At 61.2% G+C, this 12184-nt stretch carries 11 protein-coding genes; 3 read left to right on the top strand and 8 right to left on the bottom strand.

The window, feature by feature from the left end:
• Window positions 1-94: 94 nt before the first annotated feature.
• On the top strand, window positions 95-703 hold the full coding sequence (gene lexA / locus DMX11_RS18310; RefSeq protein ID WP_110745794.1) for a transcriptional repressor LexA: 609 nt from the start codon (window positions 95-97) through the stop codon (window positions 701-703).
• A 13-nt stretch (window positions 704-716) separates the two neighbouring features.
• Window positions 717-1193 carry an SOS-induced cell division inhibitor SulA gene (gene sulA / locus DMX11_RS18315; RefSeq protein ID WP_110745795.1) on the top strand — a complete coding sequence of 159 codons (477 nt, stop codon included), beginning with the start codon at window positions 717-719 and terminating at the stop codon, window positions 1191-1193.
• Between the two features lie 64 nt (window positions 1194-1257).
• Here sulA and DMX11_RS18320 read toward each other — a convergent pair whose 3' ends face one another.
• The 7 genes from DMX11_RS18320 to DMX11_RS18350 all read right to left on the bottom strand — a co-directional run bounded on the left by DMX11_RS18320 (window position 1258) and on the right by DMX11_RS18350 (window position 9581).
• A complete protein-coding gene (locus tag DMX11_RS18320) occupies window positions 1258-1491 on the bottom strand; it encodes a hypothetical protein (protein ID WP_003248777.1) in 234 nt (77 codons plus the stop codon).
• 50 nt (window positions 1492-1541) lie between these two features.
• Window positions 1542-2057, bottom strand: coding sequence for a DUF6586 family protein (locus DMX11_RS18325; protein ID WP_110745844.1), 516 nt, complete (start codon window positions 2055-2057; stop codon window positions 1542-1544).
• Window positions 2058-2184: 127 nt separating this feature from the next.
• Complete coding sequence (gene topA, locus DMX11_RS18330) at window positions 2185-4794, bottom strand: type I DNA topoisomerase (RefSeq protein WP_110745796.1); 2610 nt, start codon at window positions 4792-4794, stop codon at window positions 2185-2187.
• Window positions 4795-4895: 101 nt separating this feature from the next.
• The gene (locus tag DMX11_RS18335) at window positions 4896-5147 is read right to left on the bottom strand and encodes a DUF1653 domain-containing protein (RefSeq protein WP_110745797.1); all 252 of its coding nucleotides are present in this window, start codon (window positions 5145-5147) and stop codon (window positions 4896-4898) included.
• A 78-nt stretch (window positions 5148-5225) separates the two neighbouring features.
• On the bottom strand, window positions 5226-6401 hold the full coding sequence (gene fadA, locus DMX11_RS18340; RefSeq protein WP_010953128.1) for an acetyl-CoA C-acyltransferase FadA: 1176 nt from the start codon (window positions 6399-6401) through the stop codon (window positions 5226-5228).
• A 31-nt stretch (window positions 6402-6432) separates the two neighbouring features.
• Complete coding sequence (fadB, locus tag DMX11_RS18345) at window positions 6433-8580, bottom strand: fatty acid oxidation complex subunit alpha FadB (protein ID WP_110745798.1); 2148 nt, start codon at window positions 8578-8580, stop codon at window positions 6433-6435.
• 563 nt (window positions 8581-9143) lie between these two features.
• Entirely contained in the window at window positions 9144-9581 is a 438-nt protein-coding gene (locus tag DMX11_RS18350; protein WP_110745799.1) for a hypothetical protein, read from the bottom strand.
• Window positions 9582-9691: 110 nt separating this feature from the next.
• Here DMX11_RS18350 and DMX11_RS18355 point away from each other — a divergent pair, with 110 nt between their 5' ends.
• Window positions 9692-10132, top strand: a complete 441-nt coding sequence (locus tag DMX11_RS18355) for a universal stress protein (protein WP_003248761.1) — start codon at window positions 9692-9694, stop codon at window positions 10130-10132.
• A 65-nt stretch (window positions 10133-10197) separates the two neighbouring features.
• Here the strand turns inward: DMX11_RS18355 and DMX11_RS18360 are convergent, their stop codons facing one another.
• Entirely contained in the window at window positions 10198-12126 is a 1929-nt protein-coding gene (locus DMX11_RS18360; RefSeq protein ID WP_110745800.1) for an ATP-binding cassette domain-containing protein, read from the bottom strand.
• Between the last annotated feature and the right edge of the window lie 58 nt (window positions 12127-12184).

Below are 12184 nucleotides of genomic sequence, written 5' to 3' on the forward strand. Positions count from 1 at the left end.
GCCAACCCCAGCTCTTTATTGCGCCTTTTGGCTTGCAGCCCATCCAGTACTGTATATAATCCCAGTCACTGTACAAAAAGACAGAGCGCACAACATGTTGAAACTGACGCCACGCCAAGCCGAAATTCTCGCGTTCATCAAGCGTTGCCTGGAAGACAACGGCTTCCCGCCGACGCGCGCCGAGATCGCTCAGGAGCTGGGCTTCAAGTCGCCCAATGCAGCCGAGGAGCACCTCAAGGCCCTTGCCCGCAAAGGTGCGATCGAAATGACCCCGGGCGCCTCCCGCGGCATCCGCATCCCGGGTTTCGAAGCCAAGGCCGAAGAAAGCGGCCTGCCGATCATCGGCCGTGTGGCTGCCGGTGCGCCGATTCTCGCCGAACAGCACATCGAGCAATCCTGCAACATCAACCCTGCCTTCTTCCACCCCCAGGCCGACTATTTGCTGCGCGTACACGGCATGAGCATGAAGGACGTCGGCATCTTCGACGGTGACCTGCTGGCTGTGCACACCTGTCGCGAGGCCCGCAACGGCCAGATCGTCGTGGCGCGCATCGGCGACGAAGTTACCGTCAAGCGCTTCAAGCGCGAAGGCAGCAAGGTCTGGCTGCTGGCCGAAAACCCCGAATTCGCCCCCATCGAAGTCGACCTGAAAGAACAGGAACTGGTGATCGAGGGCTTGAGCGTCGGCGTCATTCGCCGCTGATCCAGGAGGCGTCATGCAGCAGTTCATTCACGCACCCGAGCAAGCCCAGTTGCCATTGTTCGAAGCATTCCTCGCTCAACCCGTGCTACCTGGCCTCAAAGCCAGCGAAGTGGCACGCAAGAGCAGCCAGCCCGAGCTGTTCAGTGAACTGTCGCTGCGCGGCACGCCCGGGCACTGCCAAAGCCTGCTGGCACCCGTACTGCGCGAGCTGAGCGAAGAAGACGAGACCCGCTGGCTGACCCTGATCGCCCCGCCATCGAGCCTGACCCAGGCCTGGCTGCGCGATGCCGGCCTCAACCGTGAACGCATCCTGCTGCTGCAACCTCGCAGCAACCAAAGCCCGCTGCAACTGGCTTGCGAAGCCTTGCGCCTGGGCCTCAGCCACACGGTGGTCAGCTGGCTGGGTAGCGTCAACGCCACCGCACGCCAGCAACTGCTGCGCGCTGCCAGTACCGGAAACGCACAAAGCCTGAACATCCGCCTCGGCTGATGTTCAGGCTTTGCCTGTCACTTCAAAAAGCCTGATTAGCTGCTGCACCGTCAGGGCGTACAGCCTAGTGCAGCACGCGCGGCCCTTCATCACGCTCCAGCTCGCCATCCATCAGGCGACCAGCCATCTGCACGCCCACACTGAGCATGGCCTTGGCCACTTCCACATGCTGACCCTGCAAGAATACCTTGGCGTCTTCCGAGAAATCCAAGGTTACCAGAGAGCCTTCATCCTCGGCGCGACGCAGTTCGATGCGGCCATCAGGCAACTCGACAATTTCCAGAAACGACGTAGACATAAATGGCAGTTCTCCGCGAAAGGCCAGCATTGTACCAGCCGTTGCGGCTATCAGCACTCACTCAACGCGTCGCGGAAACGTCTCACCAACCCTTTGAGGTTGTTGCGCCAGCTCTCCAGCTCGGCACGCGAAAGCGCTGGATGCTCAGGCTCATCGAGATTCACAGCCTGGATCAGTGGCTGAGTGACGTCGGTTTTCGGCGCTTTCCTCACGACAGGTGGTCGGAACAAATCAGCATAAGCAGCGAGCATTTGCGCCAGCCAGGTTTCACGCTGGCGGGCCAGCTCCAGCAGCTCGGCGACTTCGGGGATGGCGATACCGTTCAGGCTGTCGTCCGCCAAAGCCTGCTCGACGCTCGCCACAACCGGCAGGCGGTAGAAAGCACCGATTTCATGGCACATGCCCAGCAGCGCACCGTACAGATGAAACAGCGCCGACTCGCGCCCGGCCTGGACCAAACCCTGGGCATTCATGGCCTGGCTCTGCTCGGCCTTGGCCATGGACTCCAGGGCGAGGCCGGCGAAGAACAATTTCTGGTTGGTACGGGTGTAGGTTTCCTGGGCCATTTCAGTGCCCTCCAATAAGGCTACAAGGCGGATACCAGCATCATAAATGATCAGGGCCGGTTTGCGCCCCTTCGCAGGCTTGCCCGCGAAGGGGCGCAAACCGGCCCCAGATTACAGCACCGATAGATCAGCGCTTGTCTTCAACCTTCCAGGCATTGCCGTCGTAGAATGCCTTCCACCCTGTCGGCTTGCCGTCAACCTCGGACTGCACGTACTGCTCCTTGGTCTTGCGGCTGTAGCGGATCACCGCTGGGCGGCCGTCCGGGTCTTTCTGCGGCGCGTCGCACAAGAAGTGGTACTTCGGGTCGATTTCATGCTTGTGCGGCACGATCTCCAGCACCAGCGGCGCGCGAGTTTCGCGGTTTTTCGGGAACTGGCTGGCGGCCAGGAACAACCCCGAAGCACCGTCACGCAGCACGTAGGTGTCGTCCACCTTCTCGCACTTGAGCTCGGGCATGTCCACCTTGTCCATCTTCGGTGGCGCCGCTTCGCCGCTCTTGAGCAGCTTGCGGGTGTTCTTGCATGCAGGGTTGGTGCAGCCAAAGAACTTGCCGAAACGGCCAGTCTTCAATTGCATCTCGCTACCACACTTGTCGCACTCCAGGCTCGGCCCTTCGTAGCCCTTGATGCGGTAGTTGCCTTCCTCGATCTCGTAGCCGGCGCAATCCGGGTTGTTACCACAGATGTGCAGCTTGTGCTTCTCGTCCAGCAGGTAGGCATCCATCGCCGTCGCGCAGATCGGGCAGCGGTGCTTGCCCAGCAGCACGCGTGATTCTGATTCGCCCTCATCGTCAGCGGCAATCTCGTCGCCGGGCACCAGGTTGACGGTAGCCTTGCAGCGCTCTTTCGGCGGCAGGCTGTAGCCCGAGCAACCGAGGAACACGCCCGTTGAAGCGGTGCGGATCATCATCGGCCGACCACATTCCTTGCACGGGATGTTGGTCATGGTCGGCTGATTGGCGCGCATGCCATTTTCGTTGGACTCGGCGGTCTGCAGCTTCTTGCTGAAGTCGCCGTAGAACTCGTCAAGCACGTTTTTCCAGTCACGCTCGCCCTGGGCCACGTCGTCGAGGTTCTCTTCCATGTCGGCGGTAAAGCCATAGTCCATGAGGTTGGAGAAGCTCTCCGACAGGCGCTCGGTGACGATATCGCCCATCTTCTCGGAGTAGAAGCGGCGGTTGTGCAGGGTCACATAGCCGCGATCCTGAATGGTGGAAATGATTGCCGCGTAGGTCGACGGGCGACCGATACCGCGCTTTTCCATCTCCTTGACCAGGCTGGCTTCGGTGAAGCGTGCGGGTGGCTTGGTGAAGTGCTGGCTCGGGTCGATCTGGATCAGCTTGAGTGCTTCGCCCTGCACCATTTCTGGCAGCACGTCGTCTTCGCCCGGCTTGCTCTGCTGCGGCAGCACGCGGGTGTAACCGTCGAACTTGAGGATCCGGCCCTTGGCACGCAGCTCGAAATCGCCGGCGGCGACGGTAACGCTGGTGGACAGGTACTGCGCTGGCGGCATCTGGCAGGCCAGGAACTGGCGCCAGATCAGCTCGTACAGGCGCTCAGCGTCGCGCTCCATGCCACTGAGCTTGGTCGGATGGGTATTCACATCGGAAGGACGAATCGCTTCGTGCGCCTCCTGGGCGCCTTCCTTGCTACCGTAGACCAGCGGCGCTTCCGGCAGGTACTGCTTGCCGAACTCGCGCTCGATGTAGCTGCGGGCCATATCCAACGCATCAGCCGACAGGTTGGTCGAGTCGGTACGCATGTAGGTGATGTAGCCGGCTTCGTACAAGCGCTGGGCCATCATCATGGTTTTCTTCACGCCGAAGCCCAGGCGATTACTGGCCGCCTGCTGCAAAGTGGACGTGATGAACGGGGCCGATGGCTTGCTGCTGGTCGGGCGATCTTCGCGCTTGACCACGCTGTAGCTGGAAGCCTTGAGCTTCTCCAGCGCCGCCATGGCCTGTGCTTCGTTGAGCGGCTTGAAGGCCTCGCCCTTCTCGCGCGCCACCTCGAAACGTACCTTGGCGTTCTTGGCGGTGCCAAGGTCGGCGTGGATCTCCCAGTACTCTTCAGGGATGAACGCGCGGATTTCACGCTCACGCTCAACCACCAGCTTCACCGCCACCGACTGTACACGGCCGGCAGACAGGCCACGGGCAATCTTGGCCCACAGCAGCGGCGAGACCATGTAGCCGACCACGCGGTCGAGGAAGCGCCGCGCCTGCTGGGCGTTGACCCGATCGATGTCCAGTTGGCCTGGCTGCGAGAACGCTTCCTGAATGGCCTTCTTGGTGATTTCGTTGAACACCACGCGCTTGTAGCGGGTGTCGTCGCCACCGATGGCCTCGCGCAGGTGCCAGGCGATGGCCTCCCCTTCGCGGTCCAAGTCGGTTGCGAGATAGATGGTGTCAGCATCCTTGGCCAGGCGGCGTAGCTCTTCGATCACCTTTTCCTTGCCAGGCAGGATCTCGTACTTGGCCTTCCAGCCGTGGTCAGGGTCGACGCCCATGCGTGCGACCAGCTGGCGACGAGCCTTTTCTTTCGGCGACAGGGCCGGAGCCTCACCCGCGGCCTTGCCACGCTTGGCGGCCGGCTCTTTGCTTGCGCTGGCCGAACCGCTGGTGGGGAGGTCTCGGATATGGCCGATACTCGACTTCACCACGTACTGGTTGCCCAGGTACTTGTTGATGGTCTTGGCCTTGGCCGGGGATTCCACAATGACCAGCGATTTGCCCATGGATCGGAGTATTCCTGAATCTGAAGATGAAAAACGCGTCAGGTGCCTAGACGCGGCACCGCTATATATAGTGGCAAAAGTGTGAGGTCAAGTTCGAACGATCACTCGTGCGACTTGCCCAGCAAGCCAGGCAGCCCTTCTTCGGCGTTGACCAAAGCAAAGCGTGGCACCTGCTCGCCGTCAACCTCAACGGACTCCTGGAACATCGAAAGTGGCCGTACCCAGAAGCTGTAATCACCATACAGGCATTGGTAGAACACCATCCACTCTTCGCTCTCCGAGTGCCGCGCAACACTGAAGACACGGTACTCAGGCCCTTTGTAATGCCGGTAGATGCCTGGCTGTATCTGCATGTTGCCCACCCTCTTGAAAAAAAACCTGAAAAAAACAAAACCGGGGCACATGGCCCCGGCTGCTGTCCCGCTACGCGATCAGACGCGTTCGAAAACAGTGGTGATACCTTGACCAAGGCCGACGCACATGGTCGCCACCCCCAGGGTACCGCCATTCTGCTTCATGACGTTGAGCAGGGTGCCGGAAATGCGCGCCCCGGAGCAACCGAACGGGTGGCCCAAGGCAATGGCGCCGCCGTGCAGGTTAACCTTCTCATCCATCTTGTCGAGCACTTTCAAGTCTTTCAACACTGGCAGGGCCTGTGCAGCAAAGGCTTCGTTGAGCTCGATGAAGTCGATATCGGCCATGGTCAGGCCGGCACGCTTGAGGGCTTTCTGGGTCGATGGCACCGGGCCGTAGCCCATGATTGCCGGGTCGACACCGGCCACTGCCATCGAACGGATCACCGCCAATGGCTGGATACCGAGGTCCATGGCACGCTGACCGGACATGACGATCATGCACGAGGCGCCGTCGGTAATCTGCGACGAGGTACCGGCCGTGACCGTACCACCCTTCGGGTTGAACGCAGGCTTCAGCGATGCCAGGCCTTCGAGGGTGGTTTCCGGGCGAATGGTCTCGTCGAAATCGAACACCTTCAAGAAGCCGTTCTCGTCGTAGCCCTGCATCGGGATGATCTCGTCCTTGAACTTGCCTTCGACCGTGGCCTTGTGGGCCAGCTGGTGCGAACGCAAGCCGAACAGGTCTTGCTGCTCACGGGTGATGCCGTGCATCTTGCCGAGCATTTCTGCAGTCAGGCCCATCATCCCGGAAGCCTTGGCGGCATGCAAGGACAGGTGCGGGTTGGGGTCTACGCCATGCATCATGCTGACGTGGCCCATGTGCTCCACGCCACCGACCACGAACACATCGCCGTTACCGGTCATGATCGCCTGGGCGGCAGTGTGCAGCGCGCTCATGGACGAGCCACACAGGCGGCTGACCGTCTGCGCCGCAGAGGTGTGCGGGATCGGGGTCATCAGCGAAGCCATGCGGGCGATGTTCCAGCCCTGCTCCAGGGTCTGGTTGACGCAGCCCCAGATCACGTCCTCGACTTCTTTTGGGTCAACCTTGCCGTTGCGCTCCAACAGCTTGCTGATCAGGTGCGCCGACATGTCTTCGGCGCGGGTATTGCGGTGCATGCCACCCTTGGAGCGGCCCATTGGCGTGCGACCGAAGTCGACAATCACCACGTCTCTTGGATTCAGGCTCATATCAAATCTCTCGCTCTAGCTCGTTGACCGCTCAGTTGAAGAAGCGCTGGCCGTTCTTGGCCATTTCACGCAGCTTGGCGGTCGGGTGGTACAGCGGCCCCAGGTCGGCATACTGATCGGCCAGGGCGACGAATTCGGCCACACCGATCGAGTCGATGTAACGCAGCGCACCACCGCGGAAGGGAGGGAAACCAATGCCGTAGACCAGGCCCATGTCGGCTTCGGCAGCGGTCTCGACGATGCCGTCTTCCAGGCAACGCACGGTCTCCAGGCACAGCGGGACCATCATCCAGTTGATGATGTCTTCGTCAGTGACTTCACGCTGCTCGAACACGATCGGTTTGAGCACCTCGAGCACGGTGGCATCGAAGACCTTCTTCGGTTTGCCGCGCTTGTCGGTTTCGTAGGCGTAGAAGCCCTTACCGTTCTTCTGGCCGAGGCGGTTGGCCTCGTACAGCGCATCGACCGCCGAGCGGCGCTCGTCCTTCATGCGGTCCGGGAAGCCTTCGGCCATGACGTCTCGGCCGTGGTGGCCGGTGTCGATGCCGACCACGTCCATCAAATAGGCCGGGCCCATCGGCCAGCCGAACTTTTCCATGACCTTGTCGATGCGCACGAAGTCGACACCGGCGCTGACCAGCTTGGCGAAACCGCCGAAGTACGGGAACAGCACGCGGTTGACCAAAAAGCCCGGGCAGTCGTTGACCACGATCGGGTTCTTGCCCATTTTCTTGGCGTAGGCCACGGTGGTGGCGACCGCCACTTCACTGGACTTTTCGCCACGGATCACTTCCACCAGCGGCATCATGTGCACCGGGTTGAAGAAGTGCATGCCGACGAAGTTTTCCGGGCGCTTGAGCGCCTTGGCCAGCAGGTTGATGGAGATGGTCGACGTGTTGGAGGCAAGGATCGCATCGTCCTTCACCTGCCCTTCCACTTCAGCCAGCACGGCCTGCTTGACCTTAGGGTTCTCGACCACGGCTTCGACGACGATGTCGACATTGGCGAAATCACCATAGGACAGGGTCGGGCGAATGGCGTTGAGTGCCTCGGCCATTTTGGCCGGGGTCAGACGGCCCTTCTCGACGCGGTTGCCGAGCAGCTTGGAAGCCTCGTTCAAGCCCAGCTGGATAGCTTCCTCGCGAATGTCCTTCATCAGGATTGGAGTGCCCTTGACCGCCGACTGGTAGGCGATGCCACCCCCCATGATGCCGGCACCGAGCACGGCGGCCTGCTTCACGTCATGGGCGATTTCGTCATGCGCCTTGGCCTTGCGCTTGAGCTCCTGGTCGTTCAGGAACAGGCCGATCAGGCTCTCGGCAACCGACGTCTTGGCCAGTTTGGCAAAGCCCGCGGCTTCTACTTCCAGGGCTTTGTCGCGGCCGAAGTTGGCGGCCTTCTGGATGGTTTTGATGGCTTCGACCGGGGCCGGGTAGTTCGGCCCGGCCTGGCCGGCGACAAAGCCCTTGGCAGTCTCGAAGGCCATCATCTGCTCGATGGCGTTGAGCTTGAGCTTTTCCAGCTTCGGCTGGCGCTTGGCTTTGTAGTCCAGCTCGCCGCTGATGGCGCGCTTGATCAAGTCCAGGGCGCCGGCCTGCAGCAGCTCAGGGGCAACCACGGCGTCGACGGCACCGACTTTCAGGGCGTCTTCGGCACGGTTTTCCTTACCGGAGGCGATCCACTCGATGGCATTGTCCGAGCCGATCAGGCGCGGCAGGCGCACCGTACCGCCAAAGCCCGGGTAGATACCCAGCTTGACTTCCGGCAGGCCGATCTTGGCGGTATTGGACATGACGCGGTAGTCGGCCGCCAGGCACATTTCCAGGCCACCGCCCAGGGCGATGCCGTTGATGGCCGCAACGGTCGGCACTTCGAGGTCTTCGAAAGCGTTGAAGATGCGGTTGGCTTCCAGGTTGCCGGCGACCAGTTCGGCCTCGGGCAGCTTGAAGTTGTCGACGAACTCGGTGATATCGGCGCCGACGATGAACACATCCTTGCCACTGCTGACGATCACGCCCTTGATCGAGGCGTCGGCCTGGATGGCATCGACGGCCTGGCGCAGCTCGTTGAGGGTAAGGCGGTTGAACTTGTTGACGGACTCACCCTTGAGGTCGAACTTGAGCTCGACGATGCCACTTTCAAGAGCCTTAACCGTGATGGCTTTACCTTCGTAAATCATCAACTGATCTCCACGATATGGAAGCTGAACTGTACACGCCGATCGCTGCGGCAAAAGCAGGCCTAACTGCCCCGCCCCAGGCACACCCGTCAGCGCGCTAGTCGGAAGTATGGCTTGGCGTCATGACATACAAACGCTCAATTCATACGCCCGTTTGATTTGGGTGTGCACACATTCTCCGAAAAGACCGACGTTGTCAAATGCTCGCAAGCACGAGGAAAACGCGACTTTCCGGTCATTTTCTATCGTCCCGGTACAAAACATGATGACAGTGATCGCCGTCCATTCATGTCAGCGATTGACCGCAACGACTTGAAAATCGTTGCAACTTTGCCCTTGCACGGCAACCGCGGACGGCTACACTGGCACTTGCTTGAATGAATACCCGGCCTGCCTGGCCTTTTCTGCGACAGCAGAACGCAAAGCGGCGACTTGGCACCCCACCCCTTCAGGGGTATGCCAAGCCGCCGCTTTGTCGTTGAAGAGCAGTTTTACCCGGCTGAACGCCGACACTGTGGGGGCGGGCCTACCCGCGAAGCAGGAGGGCCATGCAAAAGCAGAACTCAGGCCAAGGTTTCGAGGACGTAGGCAACATCCCGCAACACAGCCGTATCACCGCGCTCGGTCCAGTACAGGGCAATCATTCGCGCATCGGCTTCGACCTTGTACACAGTGGCCGGCAAGCGCCCCAGGGCCTCCATGAAACGTGGATCCTGGCAGGGTTCGCGCCACTGGTTCCACCACACCCCTGGGCTGACCTGCCAGAAACTGAAGCTGTCTTCATGCCCCCGGCGCCGGGCCCGGTGGTACTGCGGGCAGGGGCTTGGTGGCTCCTTCTCCAGCCAGTGCGGCCATTGCTGTGGCGCCAGCTGCATGGCCAGGCCCATGCGCCGAGCCTCCAGGCGCAACTGCATCTGCTCGCTCTGCTTGCGCGAGCTGCGCAGCCAGGAGAGCGGGCTAAGAATCAGCGCAAGGATTGACACCACCAGCAATATCGTCATATCTGTAGATCCCATAAAGCGTTGCAAATGAGCTGGTTAGCCATTTTTCACGGAAGACCCGCCCGAAAGCGACCATACTTCTTCTATCGCGATTGCCAGGAGTACCGCTCATGGAATACGAACATTTGTTGGTCGCCGTCGACCTGACCGAAGAATGCGACCCGGTGATCAAGCGCGCCATGGCGCTCGCCAAACCTTCGAACGCCAAGGTATCGCTGGTGCATATCGTCGAGCCGATGGCGATGGCATTCGGCGGTGACGTGCCGATGGACCTGTCGCAGCTGCAACAGCAGCAGTTCGACCAAGCCAAGGAGCGCATGGAACGCCTGTTCAACAAGTACCCGGACATCCAGCGTGGCGATTCGCATCTGACCTACGGCCAACCGCGCCAGGAAATCCACCAGCTGGCCAAGGAGCAAAAGTGCGACCTGATCGTGGTGGGCAGCCATGGCCGTCATGGCCTGGCGTTGCTGCTGGGGTCCACGGCCAATGATGTGCTGCACGGCGCGCCGTGCGACGTGCTGGCGGTCCGCTTGCTGAAGAAGGATTGATTCAACCTGTACCGACCTCTTAGCGGGCTTGTCCCGCGAAGAGGTCGGTACAGATTGAAATCTGCTCAGCCTTCCAGCTCGGCCCAGCGCTCTACCAGCGCATCCAGCTCGCCCTGTAGCTTCTCGATCTTCGCCAGCACCGCCGAGGTTTCTGTGATCGGCCGCTGGTAGAAGCCAGTCGCATTCACTTCTTCCTGGGCTTCAGCCATGCGCTGCTCCAGCTCATCGATCTGCCCCGGCAGCATCTCCAGCTCACGCTGCAGCTTGTAGCTCAGCTTCTTCTTCGAAGCTTCTTCCACCACCGGCGCCGCGACAGGCTCAGGCTTGACCTCGACCTTCTCCACCACCGCGCTGTTGAGCGCCGACTTACCGCCCTTGCTCTCGGTTACGCCCAGCAGTTTCGGCGAGCCACCCTGACGAATCCAGTCCTCGTAGCCACCGACGTACTCACGCACCTTGCCTTCGCCTTCGAACACCAGGGTGCTGGTGACGACGTTGTCGAGGAAGGCCCGGTCGTGGCTGACCATCAGCACGGTGCCCTTGTAGTTGGACAGCACTTCTTCCAGCAGCTCGAGGGTTTCCACATCCAGGTCGTTGGTCGGCTCGTCAAGCACCAGCAGGTTGGCGGGTTTGCTGAACAGCTTGGCCAGCAGCAGCCGCGCACGCTCACCGCCCGACAGCGCCTTGACCGGCGTGCGCGCACGCTGAGGGCTGAACAGGAAGTCGCCCAGGTAGCTCAGCACGTGGCGGTTCTGGCCATCGATCTCAATGAAGTCGCGGCCTTCGGCGAGGTTGTCGATTACCGTCTTTTCAAGGTCGAGCTGGTGGCGCATCTGGTCGAAATAGGCCACTTCCAGCTTGGTACCACGCTCCACCTTGCCCGCTGTAGGCTCAAGGTCGCCCAGCATCATCTTGAGCAAGGTGGTCTTGCCGGTACCGTTGGCGCCCAGCAGGCCGATACGGTCCTGGCGCTGCAGGACCATGGAAAAGTCCTTTACCAGCAGCGGGCCGTCGGCGTGATGGAAGCTGACGTTCTCCAGCACCATCACCTGCTTGCCGGACTTGTCGGCCGCTTCGATCTGGATATTGGCCTTGCCCTGACGCTCGCGGCGCTCGCCACGCTCTACACGCAGGGCCTTGAGCGCACGCACGCGGCCTTCGTTACGGGTCCGGCGAGCCTTGATGCCTTGGCGGATCCATACTTCTTCCTGGGCCAGGCGCTTGTCGAACAACGCGTTGGCGGTTTCTTCGGCGGCCAGCGCGGCCTCCTTGTGCACCAGGAAGCTGGCGTAGTCGCCGTTCCAGTCGATCAGGCCACCACGGTCCAGCTCAAGGATGCGTGTAGCGAGGTTCTGCAGGAAGGAACGGTCGTGGGTGATGAACAGCACCGCGCCGTTGAAGCCACGCAGGGCCTCTTCGAGCCAGGCGATAGCGCCAATGTCCAGGTGGTTGGTTGGCTCGTCCAGCAGCAGCAGGTCGGGCTCCGACACCAGCGCCTGGGCCAGCAGCACGCGGCGGCGCCAGCCACCGGACAGTTCGGCCAGGGTCTTGTCGGCCGGCAGTTGCAGGCGGCTGAGCGTGCTTTCTACCACTTGCTGCAGGCGCCAGCCGTCGCGGGCTTCCAGCTCGTGCTGGACGTGCATGAGCTTTTCCAGGTCTTCGTCACCCTGGATATTCATGCTCAGGTGATGGAACTGCGCCAGCAGCTCACCCACGCCATCCAGGCCAGCAGCCACCACGTCGAACACCGTACGCTCGTCGGCCACCGGTAGCTCCTGGGGCAGCTCGCCGATCTTCAGGCCCGGGGCACGCCAGATTTCGCCGTCGTCGCCCTTCTGCTCGCCCTTGACCAGGCGCAGCATGCTCGACTTACCGGTGCCGTTGCGGCCGATGATGCACACCCGCTCGCCACGAGCGATCTGCCAGGACACTTTGTCCAGCAGCGGCATCGCGCCGAATGCGAGGGACACATCGCTGAATTTGAGCAGGGTCATGTTGGTCTCCATAAATCGGGGGCGCATTCTACCTGACTTGGCCCCCGACGGCATCCGC

The organism is Pseudomonas sp. LB-090624 (assembly GCF_003205205.1).
Taxonomy (GTDB): Bacteria; Pseudomonadota; Gammaproteobacteria; order Pseudomonadales; family Pseudomonadaceae; genus Aquipseudomonas.

Bases quoted from the DNA above. Each gene is read 5' to 3' on its own strand.
- DMX11_RS18335 (WP_110745797.1), bottom strand. From the start codon at position 5,147: ATGCAGATACAGCCAGGCATCTACCGGCATTACAAAGGGCCTGAGTAC.
- DMX11_RS18355 (WP_003248761.1), top strand. From the start codon at position 9,692: ATGGAATACGAACATTTGTTGGTCGCCGTCGACCTGACCGAAGAATGC.
- DMX11_RS18360 (WP_110745800.1), bottom strand. From the start codon at position 12,126: ATGACCCTGCTCAAATTCAGCGATGTGTCCCTCGCATTCGGCGCGATG.
- topA (WP_110745796.1), bottom strand. From the start codon at position 4,794: ATGGGCAAATCGCTGGTCATTGTGGAATCCCCGGCCAAGGCCAAGACC.
- sulA (WP_110745795.1), top strand. From the start codon at position 717: ATGCAGCAGTTCATTCACGCACCCGAGCAAGCCCAGTTGCCATTGTTC.
- fadA (WP_010953128.1), bottom strand. From the start codon at position 6,401: ATGAGCCTGAATCCAAGAGACGTGGTGATTGTCGACTTCGGTCGCACG.
- DMX11_RS18320 (WP_003248777.1), bottom strand. From the start codon at position 1,491: ATGTCTACGTCGTTTCTGGAAATTGTCGAGTTGCCTGATGGCCGCATC.
- DMX11_RS18325 (WP_110745844.1), bottom strand. From the start codon at position 2,057: ATGGCCCAGGAAACCTACACCCGTACCAACCAGAAATTGTTCTTCGCC.
- DMX11_RS18350 (WP_110745799.1), bottom strand. From the start codon at position 9,581: ATGACGATATTGCTGGTGGTGTCAATCCTTGCGCTGATTCTTAGCCCG.
- fadB (WP_110745798.1), bottom strand. From the start codon at position 8,580: ATGATTTACGAAGGTAAAGCCATCACGGTTAAGGCTCTTGAAAGTGGC.
- lexA (WP_110745794.1), top strand. From the start codon at position 95: ATGTTGAAACTGACGCCACGCCAAGCCGAAATTCTCGCGTTCATCAAG.